The sequence below is a fragment of the Pseudomonas pisciculturae genome (genome assembly GCF_015461805.1).
Lineage (GTDB): Bacteria > Pseudomonadota > Gammaproteobacteria > Pseudomonadales > Pseudomonadaceae > Aquipseudomonas > Aquipseudomonas pisciculturae.
The window spans coordinates 562745-582121 of record NZ_JACVZE010000003.1; the positions used below are offsets into that span (position 1 = coordinate 562745).

At 60.0% G+C, this 19377-nt stretch carries 24 protein-coding genes; 9 read left to right on the forward strand and 15 right to left on the reverse strand.

The annotated features are described in order from the left end of the window. Positions 1–69 precede the first annotated feature (69 nt). The 8 genes from ICY20_RS11440 to ICY20_RS11475 all read right to left on the reverse strand — a co-directional run bounded on the left by ICY20_RS11440 (position 70) and on the right by ICY20_RS11475 (position 6481). Complete coding sequence (locus ICY20_RS11440; RefSeq protein WP_159960792.1) at positions 70–921, reverse strand: transporter substrate-binding domain-containing protein; 852 nt, start codon at positions 919–921, stop codon at positions 70–72. Then, positions 918–1694 carry an amino acid ABC transporter ATP-binding protein gene (locus tag ICY20_RS11445; protein WP_122513119.1) on the reverse strand — a complete coding sequence of 259 codons (777 nt, stop codon included), beginning with the start codon at positions 1692–1694 and terminating at the stop codon, positions 918–920. Before ICY20_RS11445 ends, ICY20_RS11440 begins: the two co-directional genes overlap by 4 nt. Continuing rightward, positions 1691–2350, reverse strand: coding sequence for an amino acid ABC transporter permease (locus ICY20_RS11450; protein WP_159960790.1), 660 nt, complete (start codon positions 2348–2350; stop codon positions 1691–1693). Before ICY20_RS11450 ends, ICY20_RS11445 begins: the two co-directional genes overlap by 4 nt. After that, on the reverse strand, positions 2331–2996 hold the full coding sequence (locus ICY20_RS11455; RefSeq protein WP_003187615.1) for an amino acid ABC transporter permease: 666 nt from the start codon (positions 2994–2996) through the stop codon (positions 2331–2333). Before ICY20_RS11455 ends, ICY20_RS11450 begins: the two co-directional genes overlap by 20 nt. Positions 2997–3521: 525 nt before the next feature. Then, complete coding sequence (locus ICY20_RS11460; RefSeq protein WP_159960786.1) at positions 3522–4304, reverse strand: MetQ/NlpA family ABC transporter substrate-binding protein; 783 nt, start codon at positions 4302–4304, stop codon at positions 3522–3524. Between the two features lie 127 nt (positions 4305–4431). Next, positions 4432–5358 carry a sigma 54-interacting transcriptional regulator gene (locus tag ICY20_RS11465; protein WP_194937509.1) on the reverse strand — a complete coding sequence of 309 codons (927 nt, stop codon included), beginning with the start codon at positions 5356–5358 and terminating at the stop codon, positions 4432–4434. Between the two features lie 49 nt (positions 5359–5407). Further along, positions 5408–5989, reverse strand: coding sequence for an alpha/beta hydrolase (locus ICY20_RS11470; protein ID WP_159960784.1), 582 nt, complete (start codon positions 5987–5989; stop codon positions 5408–5410). 243 nt (positions 5990–6232) lie between these two features. Next, positions 6233–6481: a hypothetical protein gene (locus tag ICY20_RS11475; RefSeq protein WP_194937510.1), complete on the reverse strand. Its 249-nt coding sequence runs from the start codon at positions 6479–6481 to the stop codon at positions 6233–6235. A gap of 404 nt (positions 6482–6885) precedes the next feature. On the opposite strand from ICY20_RS11475, the gene ICY20_RS11480 reads away from it, so the two are divergent. Both ICY20_RS11480 and ICY20_RS11485 read left to right on the forward strand, forming a co-directional pair. Continuing rightward, the gene (locus tag ICY20_RS11480) at positions 6886–7734 is read left to right on the forward strand and encodes an EamA family transporter (RefSeq protein ID WP_194937511.1); all 849 of its coding nucleotides are present in this window, start codon (positions 6886–6888) and stop codon (positions 7732–7734) included. Then, the gene (locus ICY20_RS11485) at positions 7734–8681 is read left to right on the forward strand and encodes a LysR substrate-binding domain-containing protein (RefSeq protein ID WP_194937512.1); all 948 of its coding nucleotides are present in this window, start codon (positions 7734–7736) and stop codon (positions 8679–8681) included. The genes ICY20_RS11480 and ICY20_RS11485 overlap by 1 nt, the downstream gene beginning before the upstream one ends. An 85-nt stretch (positions 8682–8766) precedes the next feature. Here the strand turns inward: ICY20_RS11485 and ICY20_RS11490 are convergent, their stop codons facing one another. From ICY20_RS11490 to ICY20_RS11505, 4 genes are all read right to left on the reverse strand, one after another. Continuing rightward, positions 8767–9168 (reverse strand): ExbD/TolR family protein, encoded by a 402-nt coding sequence (locus ICY20_RS11490; RefSeq protein WP_122489362.1) that lies wholly within the window; start codon positions 9166–9168, stop codon positions 8767–8769. Position 9169: 1 nt separating this feature from the next. Next, positions 9170–9889 carry a MotA/TolQ/ExbB proton channel family protein gene (locus ICY20_RS11495; protein WP_228758381.1) on the reverse strand — a complete coding sequence of 240 codons (720 nt, stop codon included), beginning with the start codon at positions 9887–9889 and terminating at the stop codon, positions 9170–9172. A 54-nt stretch (positions 9890–9943) separates the two neighbouring features. Continuing rightward, positions 9944–10756 carry an energy transducer TonB gene (locus ICY20_RS11500; RefSeq protein WP_159960776.1) on the reverse strand — a complete coding sequence of 271 codons (813 nt, stop codon included), beginning with the start codon at positions 10754–10756 and terminating at the stop codon, positions 9944–9946. Between the two features lie 237 nt (positions 10757–10993). Then, on the reverse strand, positions 10994–11845 hold the full coding sequence (locus tag ICY20_RS11505) for a LysR family transcriptional regulator (protein WP_194937513.1): 852 nt from the start codon (positions 11843–11845) through the stop codon (positions 10994–10996). A 105-nt stretch (positions 11846–11950) separates the two neighbouring features. Here ICY20_RS11505 and ICY20_RS11510 point away from each other — a divergent pair, with 105 nt between their 5' ends. The 4 genes from ICY20_RS11510 to ICY20_RS11525 all read left to right on the forward strand — a co-directional run bounded on the left by ICY20_RS11510 (position 11951) and on the right by ICY20_RS11525 (position 15014). Next, the gene (locus tag ICY20_RS11510; protein WP_159960772.1) at positions 11951–12412 is read left to right on the forward strand and encodes a nucleoside deaminase; all 462 of its coding nucleotides are present in this window, start codon (positions 11951–11953) and stop codon (positions 12410–12412) included. Beyond that, positions 12399–13568, forward strand: coding sequence for a CynX/NimT family MFS transporter (locus tag ICY20_RS11515; protein ID WP_194937514.1), 1170 nt, complete (start codon positions 12399–12401; stop codon positions 13566–13568). Before ICY20_RS11510 ends, ICY20_RS11515 begins: the two co-directional genes overlap by 14 nt. A gap of 97 nt (positions 13569–13665) precedes the next feature. Beyond that, positions 13666–14586, forward strand: a complete 921-nt coding sequence (locus ICY20_RS11520; protein WP_159960768.1) for a LysR family transcriptional regulator — start codon at positions 13666–13668, stop codon at positions 14584–14586. Positions 14587–14699: 113 nt separating this feature from the next. Continuing rightward, complete coding sequence (locus tag ICY20_RS11525; RefSeq protein ID WP_194937516.1) at positions 14700–15014, forward strand: hypothetical protein; 315 nt, start codon at positions 14700–14702, stop codon at positions 15012–15014. Positions 15015–15017: 3 nt separating this feature from the next. Here ICY20_RS11525 and ICY20_RS11530 read toward each other — a convergent pair whose 3' ends face one another. Beyond that, complete coding sequence (locus ICY20_RS11530) at positions 15018–16091, reverse strand: fatty acid desaturase (protein ID WP_159960764.1); 1074 nt, start codon at positions 16089–16091, stop codon at positions 15018–15020. A 100-nt stretch (positions 16092–16191) separates the two neighbouring features. On the opposite strand from ICY20_RS11530, the gene ICY20_RS11535 reads away from it, so the two are divergent. Further along, positions 16192–17196: an AraC family transcriptional regulator gene (locus tag ICY20_RS11535; protein WP_159960762.1), complete on the forward strand. Its 1005-nt coding sequence runs from the start codon at positions 16192–16194 to the stop codon at positions 17194–17196. 60 nt (positions 17197–17256) lie between these two features. Here the strand turns inward: ICY20_RS11535 and ICY20_RS11540 are convergent, their stop codons facing one another. Next, positions 17257–17616 carry a response regulator gene (locus tag ICY20_RS11540; RefSeq protein ID WP_194937518.1) on the reverse strand — a complete coding sequence of 120 codons (360 nt, stop codon included), beginning with the start codon at positions 17614–17616 and terminating at the stop codon, positions 17257–17259. Between the two features lie 100 nt (positions 17617–17716). Here ICY20_RS11540 and ICY20_RS11545 point away from each other — a divergent pair, with 100 nt between their 5' ends. Both ICY20_RS11545 and uraH read left to right on the forward strand, forming a co-directional pair. Further along, complete coding sequence (locus ICY20_RS11545) at positions 17717–18190, forward strand: GlcG/HbpS family heme-binding protein (protein ID WP_159960758.1); 474 nt, start codon at positions 17717–17719, stop codon at positions 18188–18190. 23 nt (positions 18191–18213) lie between these two features. Further along, the gene (gene uraH, locus ICY20_RS11550; RefSeq protein WP_122489353.1) at positions 18214–18624 is read left to right on the forward strand and encodes a hydroxyisourate hydrolase; all 411 of its coding nucleotides are present in this window, start codon (positions 18214–18216) and stop codon (positions 18622–18624) included. A 1-nt stretch (position 18625) separates the two neighbouring features. Here uraH and ICY20_RS11555 read toward each other — a convergent pair whose 3' ends face one another. Further along, on the reverse strand, positions 18626–19318 hold the full coding sequence (locus ICY20_RS11555) for a Crp/Fnr family transcriptional regulator (RefSeq protein ID WP_194937519.1): 693 nt from the start codon (positions 19316–19318) through the stop codon (positions 18626–18628). Positions 19319–19377 lie beyond the last annotated feature (59 nt).

The window sequence follows — 19377 nt, forward strand, 5'->3', positions numbered from 1 at the left end:
GAACACGGTCAACTGTGGGAGCTGGCTTGCCTGCGATAGCGGTAGATCATTCACCACACAAGCCAGGGATCAACCCTGCCACTTACCCCCTTCAACAATCACACTCTCAGGCTTGGTGTCATCGCTCAGCTCTTTACGCACATATTGGTCATACAGCTTGAGCAGGAATTTCTCCTCACCCAGCTTGGCCAACTCAGCATTCACCCAGTCACGCAGTTCGATATTGCCCTTCTTCACTGCTGGCGCAATCGGCGCTTCATCACCGAGTTTCTCTTCCAGCACGCGGTAGCCCGGGTTCTGCTTGGCCCAGCTGAACAGCACCAGGTTGTCTTGCGCATAAGCATCACCACGACCGGCGGACAGCGCTTGCAGCGACTCGGAGTTTTTCTCGAACTTGAGCAGTTTCCAGTCTGGGTGGTTTTTGGTCAGCCAGATATCGGCGGTGGTGCCGGTGGTGACGATGGTGGTGCGGGTGGCCAGGTCATCCAGGCTTTTGACCACGCTGTCGTTCGGCACCAGGGCCTGCACGGCGACTTTCAGGTTGGGGTTGGTGAAGTCCACCGCTTCCTTGCGCTCAGGCGTCACGGTCATGTTGGCGAGGATCAGGTCAACCTTGTCGCTTTGCAAAAACGGAATACGGCTGGCGGGTTCAACGGCGACGAACTCGACTTTGTTTTCATCGCCCAGCAGATCCTTGGCAAATTGACGGCCGATGTCGGTATCAAAACCCACATAGCGACCGGCTTCGTTCACAAACCCGAACGGCGGCTTGTCGGTGAACACACCAACGATCAACTTGTCACGCGCCTTGATCTTGTCGAGGTAGCTTGCGGCGGCAACGGGTTTGGCAGGCTCTTCGGCCTTTTTATCGCAGCCGGCCAGTACGGCGACGGCCAGCAGTGGCAGCAGTAACTTTTTCATAGCAGCTCCAGTTCCTTGGTTTTCTTGGGCAGTGTTGACACAAAGGAGAACTTCTCCAGGAACTGCTGCGCGCGTGCGGTTTGCGGGTTCGTAAAGAATTGTTCGGGGGTGTTGTGTTCGAGGATGCGACCGGCCTCCATAAACACCACGCGGTCGGCGACGGCGCGGGCAAAGGCCATTTCGTGGGTGACGATCAACAGGGTCATGCCATCGCGGGCCAGGCCCTGGATCACTTCCAGCACTTCCTTGACCATTTCCGGGTCGAGGGCGGCGGTGACTTCGTCAAACAGCATGACCTGGGGGTTCATGCACAGCGAACGGACGATGGCGATGCGTTGTTGTTGGCCGCCCGAGAGCTGGCGTGGGAAGGCGTCGCGCTTGTCGGCCAGGCCTACGCGCTCCAGCAATTTTTCGGCTTGCTCGCGGGCTTCGCGGGGGTCGCGTTTTTGCACTTTGAGCGGGCCGAGCAGGATGTTGTCGAGCACGCTCATGTGCGGGAACAGGTGATAGCTCTGGAACACCATGCCGATGTCTTGCCGCACTTGGCGCCAGTCGGTTTTTTTGTCCAACAGTTCGTTGCCGGCAAAGCGCAGGCTGCCGCTGTGGGCCACTTCCAGGCCGTTGAGGCAGCGCAGCAAGGTACTTTTGCCACAGCCGCTGGGGCCGAGGATCACCACCACTTCGCCGCTTTGCACGCTCAGGTCGATGCCCTTGAGCACCTGCTGTTCGCCGAAGAATTTGTTGAAACCCTGAAACTCGATCAATGCGCTCATGCTTGGGCCCAGCGCCGTTCCAGCACCTTTGAGGCGGCCGACAACGGGTAGCAGATAAAGAAGAAAAACAGGAACAGCACGCCGTAGATCAACACTGACTCATAGGTGCGTTCGATGATTTGCTGGCCGACCTTGATCACATCCACCACGCCGATCAGCACCGCCAGCGAGCTGGTCTTGATGATGCGCGTGTAGACGTTGATGGTCGGCGGCGTCATGCGCTTAAGGGCCTGGGGCAGCAGCACGTAGCCGTACAGCTGTGGGTCCGACAGGCCAATCGACAAGCCCGCCTCACGCTGGCCACGGGGCAGCGAATGCAAGGCGCCGCGCACCACTTCACCGACTTCGCTGGCGCCCCATAACGACAGCACCAGCACGGCGCACCAGAAGCTCGGGATGCTCAAACCAAAGAAAATCGGCAAGCCAAAAAACAGCAGGTACAACCACACCAGCACCGGGATTGCGCGAAACAGCTCCAGGTACACCCGCAGCACCGCGTTGATCAGCTTGTTGTTGAGGGTGCGCAGCACGCCATACAGCACGCCACCGACGGTGCTGAAGGCGATGCTCAAGAATGAAATCGACAGGGTTTGCGCAGCGCCCTTGCCCAGTTGCGGCAACGACACCCACAACAACTCAAGACCCGAACTGGCCATGCTGGAGCCTCCTTTCCAGTCGGCTGAGCAACAGCGACAGCGGCAAGAACAGCAACACGCAGATCAGCGTCAATACGGCGAGCATTTCGTAGGTCTTGTAGTACAGGGCGATATAGCTCTTGGTGGTGTAGAGAATCTCCGGCACCGCCACGGCGGAGACCACGGTGGTCTCCTTGAGCAGAAAGATGAAATTGGCGAAAAGCGCCGGCAGGCTGAGGATGCCGGCCTGGGGCAGGATCACGTGGCGCAGCAGCTGCCAATCCGACAGGCCGATGGATTTACCCGACTCGATCTGCGCCAGCGGCACCGCTTCCACACCAGCGCGCAACACTTCGGTGAGGTAGGCGCCGCCGAGGAAGGTCATGGTGATGATCGCCGCCCAGAAGCCGGAGATATTGAAGCCCAAGGCCGGCAGTGCGAAGTAGACGAAAAACAGTTGGATCAGCAGCGGCGTGTTGCGCGCCAGCTCCACATACAACGCCACCAGGCGCGACAGGTAGGGCGTGCGAAACACCAGCAGCGCGGCGTTGATCAGCGCCACCAGCAGCGAGGTGGCAATGGCGATCAAGCCTACTTGCAGCGTCACCCCCACGGCTTTTAAAAACGCCGGCAGAGTGCTGAGGATAAAAGCGAAATCGAAAGTCATCGGAGGTCCAAAACGCCGCAGGGGTAATGCGGCGTGCGCGGTTCGATCCGGCGTGGGTAACGTCGGGTAGCGCGAACTTTAAAGGTATAAAAAAGAAAATTTAAATACCCAAATAGCATATTGATATCACCCAAAAAGATAACCGCCAGGTTCGCGGGTTTGCCGGGTGAGGGCTATGGTGTTGGGGTCTGTTATTCGAGGGAATGAATGATGAAAGAAGCGAAGCCGATGGATCCGCAGGAGTTGGTGAAGTGGTTGGTGGCGTTGCGTAGGGCGATCAACAACCGCCCCATCTGACACACCAAACATCCAATATGAGATGAGATCCAATGTGGGAGGGGCGGTGCGACGATTCGACTTGCTCCCGATAGCGGTCGATCAGTCACAGATGTGCTGGCTGACACTCCGCTATCGGGAGCAAGCCCCCTCCCACATTTGGATTGCATTCCAAGTTTCAGGCGTAAAAAAACGCCGACGCTATATAAGCCATCGGCGTTGAAACCTTGAAGGGGGTTTTCAGTTACATCAGAACGCAGGCAGCACCGCGCCGCTGTACTTCTTCTCGATGAATGCTTTGACTTCCGGGCTGGTCAGCGCCTTGGACAGTTTCTGGAGAGCATCGCTGTCCTTGTTGTCCGGGCGGGCCACCAGGTAGTTCACGTACGGAGAGTCGGCACCTTCGATCAACAGCGCGTCTTTGGCTGGGTTCAAGCCAGCTTCCAGAGCGTAGTTGGTGTTGATCAGGTCCAGGTCAACCTGGTCCAGCACGCGTGGCAGCAGGGCCGATTCCAGCTCTTTGAACTTCAGGTTTTTCGGGTTGCTGGCGATGTCTTTCGGCGTGGCCAGGGCGTTTTTCGGGTCTTTCAGAGTGATCACACCAGCCTTTTGCAGCAGCAGCAGGGCACGGCCGCTGTTGGAGCCTTCGTTCGGGATGGCAACGGTGGCGCCGTCCTTGAGTTCGGAGATGTTCTTGATCTTCTTCGAGTACGCGCCGAACGGTTCAACGTGCACGCCGACCACGGTCACCAGGTTGGTGCCCTTGCCCTTGTTGAAGTTTTCGAGGTACGGCAGGGTCTGGAAGTAGTTGGCGTCCAGGCGCTTTTCGGCCACTTGTACGTTGGGTTGTACGTAGTCGGTGAAGACTTTGATTTCCAGGTCCACGCCTTCTTTGGCCAGGGTTGGCTTGATCAGTTCGAGGATCTCCGCGTGCGGGATCGGGGTGGCGGCAACCACCAACTTCTCGTTGGCTTGGGCCAGGCCGGCAGTCAGGGCAGCCGCCAGTGCGGTAAACAACAGAACCTTTTTCATGCAGTGTCCTTATCGGAATTCCGGGGGCGTCTGTGACGACCGTTTTTATGTGGTGTGCCAGCGAAGTGCTATCGCGGCGTGGGTGTGACAATACCTAGATTTTTTATTCCCGAACAATATCTTTTATTCACGTTGATATTCCATTTTGTTCATGTAGGAATTTGCGTAAGGTTTCCTGCTCGGCGGGGCTGGCAGCGTTGAAGATGCGCTGCACTTGCTCCAATGGTGAACCGGCCACTGGCAAGTTCAAATGCTCCGGCAAAATCTCGTCGCCACTGCTCACCAGCAATGCAAAGTGAATAACGTTTTCCAGCTCGCGGGTATTGCCCGGCCAGCCGTGATGCTCCAGCACGTACTGAGCCGCATCGCTGATCAGCGGCACCGGCAGGTCCAGGCGCTGACTGTAGATGCCGAGGAAATATTCGGCCAGTGACAGGATATCGCCGACCCGCTCGCGCAGCGCCGGCAACTCCAGCTGGCCTTCGCTCAGGTAATGGAACAAGCGCTCATGAAACTTGCCCGCCGCCACGGCCTGGGCCAGGTCGATGCTGGTGGCCGCCACCAGACGCACATCCACCGGGCTTGGCTGGTGGGCACCCACGCGGGTGACTTCGTGGTTCTCCAGGGCAGCGAGCAATTTGACCTGGATCGGCAGCGGTAAATCGCCGATCTCATCCAGGTACAAGGTGCCGCCATTGGCCGAACCAAACCACCCTGCCCGGCTGCTGGCGGCGCCGCTGTGGCTGCCGGCGGCATAACCGAACAACTCGGCGTCGGCGTAAGTCGGGCTGATGGCGCCGCAATTGACCGACACAAACAAGCCGCCGCGATCACTGCCACGGTGAATGTGGCGCGCCAGTAGTTCTTTACCGCTACCGGTCTCGCCGCGAATCAACACGGGCAAGGCGCGGGGGGCGAGGCTTTCAAGGTCTTCACGCAGTTGGCGCGAGCGCGGGTCGACAAACACCAAGGCCTTGGCGCGGATGCTCAGCGGGCTTTTATCGGCGTCGGGAAAGGTCAGCAGTGGCTGGCCGTAGGTTTCATGCAGACTCATGGCAGGCTCCCGCCCCAAATCCACTCAGGGACGGGGCGTTGAAAAATAATCAGGCAGTGCGCCGGGCGTGATGCTCAAGGCGGCTTTGCAGGCGATAGAGGTAGGCGAAACCCTGCTCCCAGCGCTGGTGGCCGGACTTCACATTGATATGGCCAGCGCCCGACAAGATGCCGGCTTCCGCACCCCAGTTACGCGCCAGCTCAAGGGCCCGAGGGGCGCTGACGGCGGCGTCGTTGTCGGAACTGACCACTTGGCTGGGGAACGGCAACAAGGTCGTAGGAATCGGCGCGAAATTACGCAAGGCAGGTGAGCACGCAGGTCGCTCCACATCGGCCGGAGCCACCAACAAGGCGCCACGCACCTGACGCAGAAACTGCACCGGCGCAGTCGCCGCCCAATGCGCCACGGTGATGCAACCCAGGCTATGGGCGATCAGGATCACTGGTGTGCTATCGGCCGCGATGGCCTCGGCCAGCGCCGCCACCCAGTCTTCGCGACGCGGCGTCAGCCAATCGGCCTGCTCCACGCGGGCGCTATTGGGCAGGCTGGCCTGCCAGTGACTTTGCCAATGATCTTCTGGCGATCCTTGCCAGCCCGGCACGATCAGATAACGAATCGACTCGCTGTGCATGGGTGTGCCCTCCTGCAGCGTTTAACGTTGCTGACCAGTATAGGGACAGGGGTTATATTCGTTAAGGAATAAGAAGCTATTTATTAATAACCAAAATCTCAAAGCCAATGAAGATCAAAATGTGGGAGGGGGCTTGCTCCCGATAGCGGTCTATCAGCCAATACAACTGTGGCTGAACCACCGCTATCGGGAGCAAGCCCCCTCCCACATTTATCGGATTTCACATTGGAAATGCAGTGGTTTTCAGATCGCGTTACTGGGCCCGGGCTGACAGTCGATGGTGCGATCTACCACCGTCTTCGCCATTTCCAGCAAATGCCACACCGCATGAATTTTCGCGCGGTCGTGGGGCTGCAGGTGCTCACAACAATCCCACACCGTGGCCGAGGCGCTGTGGATCAGGTGAGCGATATAAAGTTGGGCGTCTTCGAAACTGAGATTTTCGTTGGCGACGAGGCAGTCGAGGGGCGGATCGGGAAGTGCTTTGGTCATGGTGTAACTCCTATTGAAGACGGGAGCGACCACTAACGCTGCTAAACGATAGGTGGCAGCTGTACGCGGGTTAGCAGACTGGCCAATAGGAACACCAGCGCACCCGAAGGTGCCCCACGCACAGCCGCCATAAACGCGGTTGTGAACCGTGTGCCTATTGAACTCAGGCTGCTAAACCCGATCGCTGAAAACCAGCGACGGGCCGAAGACTAGCCACCCATTCCAACAGCCACAAGGCGGCGGGGATTGTCTCGGAAACGTCCTGCAATTTAAAGGGACATGACTTGCTGGCCCTTTACAAACCATGACGGTTTTTAACGGCAGCACTGAAGAGCTTTCGCTTCTGACCCTGGCAGATGACTGCGTTAAATAGCCGCCTTAATTTCCCCGCCCGCCCGAGCCCCATGGACAACTCCGACATCGCGATCACCCTCGTTTTGATCTCCGCCTTCATGCACGCCACCTGGAACGCGGTCGTCCGGGCGGGGAGCAGTCGCTTCATGACCTTGGCCATGGTCGATGGTACGGCGCTGCTGATCTGCCTGGCGGCGCTGCCACTGGTCAATGCGCCAAGCCCACAGGTATGGGGCTATGTGCTGGTTTCCGTGGTGCTCAACACGGCCTATCGATTGTTTCTGATCAAGGCGTATGAGACCGGCGATTTTGGGCAGGTCTATCCGGTGATGCGCGGGGTGCCACCGGTTTTAGTCGCGCTATTTTCCTACTTTCTGCTGCATGAGCAGCTATCGCCCTCCGCCATGGCAGGGGTGCTACTGATCTGTGTCGGCATTCTCAGCCTGACATTCGTGCGCAGGATGACCGCGCGTATGTTCAAGCCGATTCTGATGGCTGTGTGTGCGGGGGCGTTCATCGCGTCCTACACGGTGGTGGATGCCAAGGGTGTAAGAGCCAGTGAGACGGTGCTGCAATACATCCTCTATCTGACGGTATTTCAGAGCATTCCGATTCCGGCGCTGGCGGTTATCAAAAAGCATGCGGCCTTCGCAGAGGCCATTCGCAACCATTGGAAAGTCGGCGTAATGGGCGGCGTGTTTTACCTCACGTCCTACGGCCTGGTGCTGTTTGCGCTGTCGCTAGACGCTGTGGCTAAGGTCTCAGCGCTGCGCGAGACCAGTGTTATTATCGGCGCCATTATTGCCGCGCTGTTTTTTCACGAGCGGTTCGGCTGGCGGCGGATGCTTTCGGCGTTCGTCATTGTTTGCGGGATCATCCTGATCAAAGTGAGCACCTGATGGGCCAACGTCCGCCACCTACTCCCATGCTGCAAGCCTTTGTCAGTGCTGCACAGACGGGGAGTTTTGCGCGCGCCGCCTCCCAGTTGAACCTGACCGCCAGTGCGATAAGCCATCAAATTGCGGGGCTTGAGGAGTGGTGGGGCGTGCAGTTGTTTGAGCGCCACTCTCGGGGCGTGAATCTCACTGCAGCGGGGCACGTTTTGTTGCCGGTTGCAGATGGTTTTTTCCAAGCCCTTGAGGCGGCTTTGCACACACTTAACCCGAGCAAGCCCCAGCCGCTGTACCTCTCGTGCACCTCTTCGCTGTGTTCCACCTGGCTAATCCCCAGAATGCATGGTTCCCACACCGACGCTTCATTCAACCTCGACCTGGTATTGACCAGTGCGGACATGAGCAGCGCCAATCTCGGTGCTCATCAGTTCGATGTCGCGATTGTGATGGGGTACGGCGACTACCCGGATCATCATGCCGAACTGCTGATGCGCGATGCCGTATTCCCGGTTTGCTCGCCAGAGTTTCAACGCATCAATGGCGATATTCCGCTGACGGATATCGCGCAGTATCCACTCATTCACCGCGTGGACGACCAGGTGTGTCCGGGATGGGAAAGCTGGTTTGCGTTTCAGGGCCTGGCGGCTGCGCCTTATCACCATGGGCCACGCTTTCCGGACTCCAGCCTGGCAATCAGCCTGGCGGTGAAGGGTGGCGGGATTGCACTGGCCAGGACAGCGTTGGTGTATGACCAGTTGGAAGATGGCGCGTTGGTCACACTCGGCGGGCCGGTGATGATGTCGCCGGCGGCGTACTACGTAATTTGTCGCAATGGACGCCAATCGGAACCTGATATCGCTCGACTGATTGACTGGCTTAAAGAGAACGCTGGAACGTTTCAGCGGGACGTTGAAATCCGGTATCCGCAAATCACTGGGGTTGGCGCACTTTGAACCTCTGGCATTGCTGAAAAGCAGGCAAAAAAAAAGGCCGCACCCTGCCAAGGAGACGGCCAAAAAATTGTCGAGGCTTTTGCAATTAACGGGCGGTAATTACCGACAGCTTGGTAATGCCCGCGCGTTCGATCGACGCCATGGCTCGCGCCACTTCGCCGTAGTTCACTCCATCGTCAGCCTGCAATTGCACCCGCACATCGGGGTCCTTGGCTTTCGCCGATTGCAGGTTGAATTCCAGCAGGTCCGGCTGGATTTCGTCCTTGTTGATAAACAGTTTGCCGGCGCCGTCGATGCTCACCACCAGCGGGTCTTTTTGCTCCACCGGGGCCACGGCCTCGGTCTTGGGCAGGTTGATCGGGATGGCGTTGGTGAGCAGCGGCGCGGTGACGATAAACACCACCAGCAGTACCAGCATCACGTCTACCAGGGGCGTGACGTTAATCTCGCTCAGCACTTCATCGCTGTCTTGTGTGGAGAAGGCCATTTCAGGACGCCTCCTTCACTTTTTGCGGGTTGCCGGCAGTGGTTTTGTTCAGTGCCGGGTGCAGCAGCACGCGGAACGAATTTTTCTGCGCGAGGCTGTAGAAGTCGTGGGCGAAGTCATCCAGGTCGGCGGCGGTCAGCTTGAGGCGACGCAGGAAGTAGTTGTAGACCAGCACCGCCGGTACGGCGACGGCGATACCGACGCCCGTTGCCACCAGTGCGGCACCAATCGGGCCGGCCACGGTTTCGAGGCTGGCGGAACCGGCGGCGCTGATGCCTTTGAGGGCTTCCATGATGCCCCACACGGTGCCGAAGAGACCGATAAACGGCGAGGTACTGCCGATACTGGCGACCACGGCCAAACCCGTTTCCAGGGAGCGGCGTTCACGCACGATCTGCTGGCGCAGGGCGCGTTCGAGGCGGTCTTGGTGGTTGATCGCCTGGCTCAGGTCCGCAGCGTGTGGGGTTTCGCCCACCTGGATCGCGGCGTAACCGGCCTGGGCCACACGGGCAGCGGCGCCGGGTTGGGTTTCCGCCAGTTCGGCGGCCGAGTCGAGACTCGACGCCGCCCAGAACTGTTTGTGGAATTTGCGATCCTGCGCCTTGAGGCGACCGAACTGCACGCCCTTGAGCAGGGCCAGGCCCCAGGTGGCGACCGAAAAGACCACCAGCAGCCAGATCACCGCGCTTTCGATGGATTCAAGTGGAGATGCTAATGCCATGATGTGTTCCCTCTGTGCAGGTCGCGGCGTGTGCAACACACCGCAGCCGAATAGTTAGTGAATCTTGAAATCGATCGGTACGCTGACCCAGCCGTTCTGAGCCACATCGCCCTGCTTGGCCGGCACGAAACTCCAGCGCTTCACGGCGGCCAGTGCGGCGTCGTCGAGTTGCTGGCGACCGCTGCTCTTTTGGATCTGGATCTCACCCGGCTTGCCGCTGGCCAGTACCTGCACCCTGAGCAACACCGTGCCTTCCCAACCCCGGCGCTGGGCCAGTGACGGGTATTCAGGCGCCGGGTTCTTCAAGTACGCGGCATTGGCCGAAGCCGGTGTGACCGGCGCTGGTGCAGGTGGAGCAGGCGGCGCGGGCGGTGCAGGTGTCGGTGGCGCGGGCGGTTGCTCAACCGGTTTCGGTGCGGGCTCAGGCTTGGGCACCGGTTTCGGCACGGGCTTGGGTTTTGGAATCGGTTTTTTGGGCGCAGGTTTCGCGGCCAATTCATCCACTACCGGAGGCGGTGGCTCCACCACAGGAGGCGGCGGTGGTGGCGGCACCGGTGGCGGCGGTTCAACCACGGGCGGCGCCGGCTGGGAAAATTCGATGGTCATCGGCGGAATTTCCGGCGGCACGATTGGCAGCACCGGGGTCGGCTTCTGGGCCACCCAATAAATCACCGCACCGTGCAGGGCCAGCACCAGCAGGCCCAGCAGTATCCCTTCACGACGGCTGGAGAAACGCTTCGGCGTCTTCTGCGTGCGCAGTTGCCCCAACGGCGCGCGGTGCGGCCGGCCAAGGTCGACCAACTCACCACTCGGTGCCTGGCGCCATTGCGCCTCGTGTGCACTGGCGGCGGTCTGGACTTTGCCCATTGATTCACTCCCTACGGTTTTGAAACAAAAACCGACAGGCCTGCGTGGAAGGCCGTCGAGGGCTGAATCATCGGGGCCAGACGCTTATCTCTTAAAGTAATCTTTGAAGTTATACATAGACCTAAATTGAATAAATGAAACATCCAGAAACGCCAGGCCCACGGTCTACGTGGTGTGTAGACGAGGCGTGATTTTTCAATGCTTTTCAGGCATATAAAATATTCAGTAAAGGCATGACTAAACGGGGCTGTTTGCGCATAAATCGTACAGTTCGCTCTGAAGACACTGCCCCGCCTCCCCCAAACCACTGCGGGCATACAACGCCAGCCGCACGCCTTGCACCACGGGCAAGCCACTGTCCGCAGCCAGCACCACATGCCCGGCTTGCACTACTCGCAGCGGCAACAAACTGATGCCCAACCCCGCCGCCACTGCCGCACACACACTGGCCAGGCTCGCGCTGGAATAGCCGATACGCCAGCGCCAGCCCGCAACCTCCAGGTGTTGCAGCATTTCATTGCGGTACAACCCGCCCACCGGAAACGCCACCAATGGCAGCGGGTCGCGGCTCAGGGATGGCGTGCTGCGGCTGTCCACCCAGCACAGCGGCTCCGGCCAGGAAGCGAGGCAGTCATCGCTGTCGCCCATCTGCTTGACCAGCAGCACGTCAAACTCACCGGCGCGGTACTGGCGCTGCAATTCCGGGCCGAGGCCGCTGGTGACTTCCAAACGTACGCGTGGAAAAGCCCGCACAAATGCCGACAGCAACGGCATCAGGCGCTCGGAGGCAAAGTCTTCCGGCACGCCCAGGCGTAGCACGCCGTCGCTTTGCTGGTTGATCAACACGTCGGCCGCTTCTTCATGCAGGGCCAGGATGCGCCGTGCGTAGGCCAGCAGGCGCTCACCCTCAACGGTGGCGACCACATGACGCTGGTCACGGTCGAGCAGTTGGCACCCCGCGACATCCTCCAGACGGCGAATCTGCTGGCTGACCGTGGATTGGGTCAGGTGCAGGCGTTCGGCAGCGCGGGTGAAGTTGCCGCAATCCACTACGGCCACAAAACTGCGTAACAACACAGGGTCGAACATGGCGCTCACCATTTCATTTGCCACTGGTTGGCATGGTTATATTTAATTTCAGAATACCTTAGCGGCTGCTCATACTTCACGCTCCATCCGGCCCGAGGACGTTTGATGAGCGATGATCAGCAACACCTGCAACGCGCTATCGCCTTGGCGCGCACTAATGTCGCCGCAGGCGGCCGCCCGTTCGGCGCTGTGCTGACGCGCAGCGGCGCAGTGCTGGTCGAAGCCGTGAATGAAATCCACCTGACCCAAGACCCCACCGCTCACGCCGAGCTGCTGGCGATTCGTAAAGCCAGCCAGCAACTTGGCGCGCGCCTGGACGGCTGTGTGATCTATGCCAGCGGCCAACCCTGCCCGATGTGCTTGAGCGCCATGTACTTGTGCGGCGTGGAGCGGGTGGTGTTTGCGGCCAGCAATGAAATGGCCGAGCCCTTCGGCCTGTCGACGGCGGCAATCGGCCAACAGGTCGGCTTGCCCTTAAGCGAACAGCGCTTGCCGATTCAGCATCTGCCCGACGCCGCCGTGACCGCGCTCTATCACCACTGGAAAACCCTGCATGACCCTCAATAAATCCCTCGCGGGCTGGGGCCTGCTGGTGGTGCTGGGCCTGAACCTGCGGCCGATCCTCAGTTCCATCAGCCCCTTGCTCGGTGAAATCCGCCTGGCCACCGGCCTGAGCTTCCAGAGCAGTGCCCTGCTTACCAGCCTGCCGGTAATTTGCATGGGCCTGGTGGCGCTGGTGGGTGTGCGCGTCGAAGCGCAACTGGGCGAACGGCGCGGCATCGCGTTGGGCCTGATGATGATTCTGCTGGCGTGTCTGGCACGCTGGCTGATGGGCCAAGGCTCGACGCTGCTGGTGACGGCGCTGCTGGGGGGTGCCGGCGTGGCGCTGATCCAGGCGTTGGTGCCGGCGATGATCAAGCGCGAATTCCATCACCGCGTACCGGTGGCGATGGGGGTGTACTCGGCCTCGCTGATGGCCGGCGGCGGTTTGGCGGCGTTGTTCAGCCCGTTGGTCGCTACGCACTTCAAGGATTGGCAGGCGGGGTTGGGCGTGTGGTTGTTGCCGGCGTTGGGGGCACTGCTGTTGTGGGCCTGGTTACCACTGGGGGCGGCCAAGAGCGCAAAAGAAACCCCCGCGTTCAAGGGCCTGCGCAACCGCCGCGCGTGGTTGCTGGCGCTGTATTTCGGCTTGGTGAACTGCGGCTACATGAGCCTGGTGGCGTGGCTGCCGGCGTTTTACCAGCAACTGGGCTGGGGCGTATTGCCCAGCGGTTCGTTGCTGGCGTTCATGACGATCTTCCAGGTGATCGCCGCGTTGCTGATGCCGGTGCTGGCGCAGCGCGGCGTCGACCGCCGTCCGCTGCTGGGTATCAGCCTGCTGGCGCAGACCGTGGGCTACCTCGGGCTGATCCTGGCCCCGCTGCAATTCCCTCATCTGTGGGTGGCGTTATGCGGCTTTGGCCTGGGGGCGTGTTTTGCCCTGAGCCTGCTGCTGACCCTCGACCACCACCGCGACCCGCGACAAGCCGGGCAATTGGCGGCCTTTGTGCAAGGCGTGGGCTTTTTGATCAATGCGGTTTCGCCGTGGATGACCGGCTGGCTGCGTGAGCTCACCGGTAGCTTTGTCAGTGCCTGGGTGTTGCTGGCGGTGACTGCGGTAGCGATGCTGGTAGTGACCCGCGTGTTCAGCCCCGCCACCTACCGCACGGCACCCGCTCTATAGATATGCATTTAAGATCTACATAAAACAAACATGCTTCATTGACGGAATAAGCACGCCCCTTAAAATCCCGGTTCCCCTCTTGGACGCCGGGCGCCCCATGGATCTTCGCCAACTGCGCTATTTCATCGCGCTCAACGAGCACCGCAGTTTCGTGCGCGCCGCCGACGCCATGGGCATCACGCAGCCGGCGTTCAGCCGCAGTATCCAGGGCCTCGAGCAGGAATTCGGTTGCGTACTGGTAGACCGCGCCCACAAAGACCTGCGCCCTACCCCCGAAGGCCAGGTGGTGCTGCAACATGCCCTGAGCCTGGTGCAGGGCGCTGCGTTACTGAGCCATGAAGTCACGCGTATGAGCAAGCTCGACGCCGGTGAACTCCTATTTGGCAGCGATGTGGTGGCGGCAGTAAATCTGGTGCCCCAAGCGATAGCACATTTCATCGGCACACATCCTAGGGTGCGCAGTAGTTTAGTGGTGGATAACTGGGAAAAACTGGGGCACAAACTCAGCCGCGAAGAAATCGAATTTTTTGTCGCCGATATACGCCACTTCGAGGCCGATCCGAACTTTCAAACCCAACCCCTAACCCGCCGGCGCAACCAGTTTTTCTGCCGCGCCGGGCACCCCTTACTGGCCAAGGACAGCGTGTCAACCAATGACCTGTTCGAATACCCGCTGGCCACACCGTTGATCCCCCCAGGAGCTCGCAAGTTGTTGGCCAACCTGAGTGGGCGTATCAACTTTTCGTCAGCCATTGAGCTGGAACACTTCTCGGCATTGGCAGCCATCGTGATGCAGTCCGATGCGATTGGTCTTGGAGCTACCGAAGCGTTTGTCGATGGCTTCGCCACTGGAGAACTGGTGGCACTGCATTGGCGCAATGTGCCGCAGAGCTTCGACAGCCTGAACAACCACTGCGGAATCATCCACCGCGCCGGGTATCGCTTGTCGCCCGCGGCCTGGAGAATGATTGAAACGTTGGTGGCGGTAGATAAGCAATACGCAAGCATTGCCATTTAGCCTCAAGATTGCCAATGACACCCCCGCCCTACGATGGCTGAAAAAGGCACCCGGATGGGGTTCATTGTATCGACTCAACGTTTTTTGGTTCTATTTACTCAGGAAGAGTGCCCATGACTGCCCTGCCCCATTTCATCCCTTCAATAGCCCTTTTTTTGCTGCCTCTGTTAGCCCAGGCCGAGCCCGTCTCGCCCGCGGTCGAAGGTTCTTTCATAGAAGTCGTGAACAAAACCAAGACCCCGCTGGATATTGTTCAGGGGAAATGGACTACCGTGGTTCTGCCGGGAGCAAGCTTGCGGGTCGAAGATACGAAAAATCCCCCCCTGACGATCGCCACGAAAACCCGCGGAGCCGCTATCCGATTTGTAACACTCTCGCACGCTCGAGGCTGTAAGGCGCAAACCTGCCTGCTGATTACAGGCGAATAAGCATCATCTAGGGGCAGGATGGTTTATCGCCAACCGAGCCTGCTCCCCACACTCATAACGATTGGCCCGCGCAAACGTCCCGAAATCATTGAAACGCACACCCATCTCGGCCATCACTTTATGCGCGACCCTGGCCGTCATCTGACGAATGTAGAACGGTTCCTTCACCACAAAATGGTGGATGCCGTGGGTGCTGCCGAAGTTGAAGCAAAACGCCTGCAACGGCCACATCCACCAGGGGTTCAGCACCTGGGTTTGCTGGATCACGTTGCCCAGCTCCACATCTCCGTAGTAATGCATGTTGGAACTGACAAAGTGCAGGCAGAACGTGCGCAACACGTTCGGGCCGATGATCACCACGGCAGCGATATCGATCACCTGCATCATCTGCAAGGTACCGGCTGACCACTCGATGGGCGCGCCCAAGAGGCTGGCGATGCCATTGGCCGCATGAAAGCCAAGGAACACATACCACGCGCCCCAATGCAGCAGCGCCAGCGGTGCGTACACCAGCAGCGAGCGCTTGAGGATGCTGAATTTGTGCTTCCAGGTCTTGGCCCGCAGCATGCGGATAAACGCCGACATGACGTTATCGCCTACCATCAACAACCGCGCGAACCCCCATGGCTCGCCGTTGGTGATGGCGCGTTCTTCCATATCGGTCTCGGTGCCCGACACCTTGTGATGGTTGAGGTGTAAGTGGCGGCGTATCCACGGGTTGATGGTGCTCGGCCGCGCCAGCCACACCAGGCCCATCATCAGGTTGTGGGGCAGGCGTTGCTTGCGAAAGTACATGCTGTGGATCAGGTCGTGTTCCAACTCGTGGGTCAGCGAGGCCAGGAATGCGTTGAGCAACAAGCACACCCACCACGCCATGTGACCGGTGATATAGAGCGCTGCCGAGCCGATCATCCCGAGCAAGGCAAACGCCAGGATGCCCGCGCCCAACGCATCCTGATGCAGCAGCCAGGGGTGTTGCTGGCGCAAGCGCACGCCTTCGGCCAGCACCACTTCGCGGATATGCGCCGAACGCTGTTGCGCGTTCATCTGCTGGGGACTTGCAGAAGTACCGTCCATGATCACATCCTCTGTTTATCGATGCGTTCATCCTGCCCCAAGCGATCTGGCAGGACGCTAGCCCCGGACGCCAACCTGTTGACCGCAAGCGCCAATCGACATGAGTGAACCCACCTCCCTTGCCAGCTGGACCCGCGCCCTGCGCAAGCAGCTCGACGCCCTGGGCCTCGACAGCGCGGCGCTGTGCCTGCAAGCCGGGCTCGATCCGCAGCAGATGGACAACCCCAATGCGCGCTACCCGCTATCTGCCACCACACGCCTGTGGGAATTGGCGGTGCAGGCCAGCAGCGACCCGGCGATCGGCTTGCGGGTATCGCGGTTTGTGAGCCCCACCACGTTTCATGCGCTGGGGTATGCATTGGTGGCCAGCGGCAGCCTGCGGGAGGTGTTCGAGCGCATCGTGCGTTATCACCAGGTGGTCAGCGATGCACTGACGCTGGAGCTTATGGGCGACGGCGAGCGTTACCGCTTTCGCCTGTTGCAACCGCCGGGCAGCCCGGCGCCGGCGTTTGAAGCCATTGATGCGTTTGCGGCGATTTATGTGCGCACCTGTCGCAACCGCCTGGGCCGCGACTATGCGCCGTTGGCCGTGTATCTAAGGCGCCCGGAACCCGCCGACCCTACGCCGTGGCACACGGTGTTTCGCGCACCGGTGTTTTTTGGCGCGCAGGAAGACCGCCTGGAGTTCGCCGCCCGCGACTTCGACAGCCACCTGGACGACGCCAACCCGGAGCTGGTCGAGCACAACGAAACCGTGCTCAAGCGCACCCTCGCCCAGCTGCAACCACTGACGTGGGAGCGCAAAGTGCGGCGAGTGATTGAAGCGCAGTTGCCCGATGGTGAACCCAGTGCCGAACGCGTCGCGCAGGAGCTGCACTTGAGTTTGCGCAGCTTGCAACGGCATTTGGCAGATGAGGGGTGCAGGTTTGATGCGTTGCTCAATGAGTGCCGGGAGAATTTGGCGTTGTTGCATTTGCGAGACCCGCAGTGCTCATTGGCGGAGATCAGTCATTTGTTGGGGTTTGCTGATACCAGCAGTTTCAACCGGGCGTTCAAGCGGTGGACGGGGATGACGCCGGGGCAGTTTCGGGAGGGGTTGAGGTAGGGGATTTGTGGCGGCTGGAAGGGCCTCATCGGGGGCAAGCCCCCGATGAGGCCCTACCAGTCACCGCCCACGCCGAAGCAGTTTCCTCACCCGCACCACCAACGCCTTATCCTCAAACGGCTTGAGCAAATAATCATCCTCATGCAGCTCCAACCCACGCAGACGGTCTTCAATCCCATCCGCCGTGGTCAAAAACAGCACCGGCGTGTCGCCTTTGTGCCGAATCGCCTGCTGCAATTTCCAGGCGTTCAAGCCAGGCAACATCACATCCAGGATCACCAGGTCGTATTCGCTGCTTTCAACAAACCGCAGCGCCGCCATGCCATTGGCCGCGACTTCTACGGTGAAACCCGCCTCACTCAGGCCCCGGGCCATGCGCTGCGCCAGTTGGGGCTGGTCTTCCACTAACAACACCTGCATGCCTTACCTCGTGGTTTGATTACAACTTTGTCATCAAATTGTGCGGTTTCTGACCCCGTGCGCTGGCTACCGTGACGGCCTGCTTTATGGAGCCTTCACCATGTATCGCACTGCCCTGTTCTTGAGTCTCGCCTTCTGCACTGCCGCCCAGGCGACGCCGCAACTGCCACGTCACGCCGAGCTTGATCTGCGCACCGCGCGCCAATTGGCCGATGCCAGCCTGGCCCACTGCACCGCAGCACTGACCGTGCTCGACCGCGGCGGCAACCTGTTGCTGGGCCTGCGGGCCGATGGCGTGGGCCCGCACAACAGCGTCGCCAGCCAACGCAAGGCATACACCGCGCTGTCGACCAAAACCCCGACCCGCTTGTTTGCCGAGCGCGCCCGCAACAACCCCGAAGCGGCCAACCTTAACAGCTTGCCCGAGTTGCTGTTGCTCGGCGGCGGCGTGCCGCTGTTTGCCGATGCCGAACTGGTCGGTGCGCTGGGCATCGCCGGTGCCGGCGGCGCTGCGCAGGATGAAGCCTGCGCCGTGCAGGCGGCCGAGCAATTGGGCTTGAAAACTACCCGCTGATCCCTCCTCGAAAGGACTTCTCAATGAAAACCTTAAGCATGACCCTCGCCGCCCTCAGCCTGAGTGGCCTGTGCAACCTGGCACTGGCGGACGGCAACCCCCTGAGCGTCCACGTGCTCAACCTGGAAAACGGCCTGCCGTCTGCCGGTGTGAGCGTCACTCTGGAGCAACAGGTGGGCGATCAATGGCAGTCGCTGTCTGAAGGCGTTACCAATCAGCAAGGCCGCATCGCCGAATTGTTCCCGGCCAACCGCAGCATGAAGCCGGGTGAGTATCGCGTGGTGTTCAAGACCGGCGATTACTACAAAAAAGCGGGCCGCGAGACGTTCTTCCCTGAGGTGCCGGTGATTTTCCAGGTCAAGCAGGCCGACCAGCATTACCACATCCCACTGTTGCTCAGCCCTTATGGGTTTTCCACGTATCGCGGTTCGTAGTTCAACCGCCGACGCCTGCGGCCTGCCGCAGGCGTTGCAGGTCCAGCACCTCAATAGCCGCGTAGCTCAAGCCGATGATGCCCTGCTGTTCCAGCGTCTTGAGCTGACTGTTGGTGGTCTGGCGCGACAGGCCCAACATCGCCGCCAGGTCTTCCTGCGGCAACTGCAAGACGCGGCGCGCCTGGGCGATTTCGCCGTAGCCTTCAGCGATCATCAGCAGCCGGTGGGCCAGGCGCTGCGACGTGCTCATCAGGCTGATCTGCTCGATGTTGATCAATGACAAGCGCAGCTTGTGGCTCATCAACAGTGCCATGTCCCGCCAATACACTGGTTGCTCACCCAGAATTTCGAGCATTTGCGCCTGCGGCACCTGCACTAGCGTGCAAGGCCCCATCGCCAATGCATCGTGGGTACGCGGCAAGCTGTCGAATAGGCAGATTTCACCGAACCAGTAGGGTGATTCGACCAGGCTCAATACCGCTTCCTTGCCCTGGGCATTCACCGCGCTGACCCGCACCGCACCTTCCAGCACGGCATACAGGCCGCAGGGCGGGTCGCCGCGCTTGAACAGGTACTCTCCAGCCGTCAGCGAGCGCAACCGCGCCGCCGCCAGCAGACTACGCTGTAGCTCAATGGGCAAGTGGCTGAACCAATGGCCGGCGACCAACCGGGCGTGCCATTTCGACGCGATCATGAGAACTCCACAGAGTGTCGCCCAGTTGACAGTTAGGCGAAGGCTGACAGGGCATGATC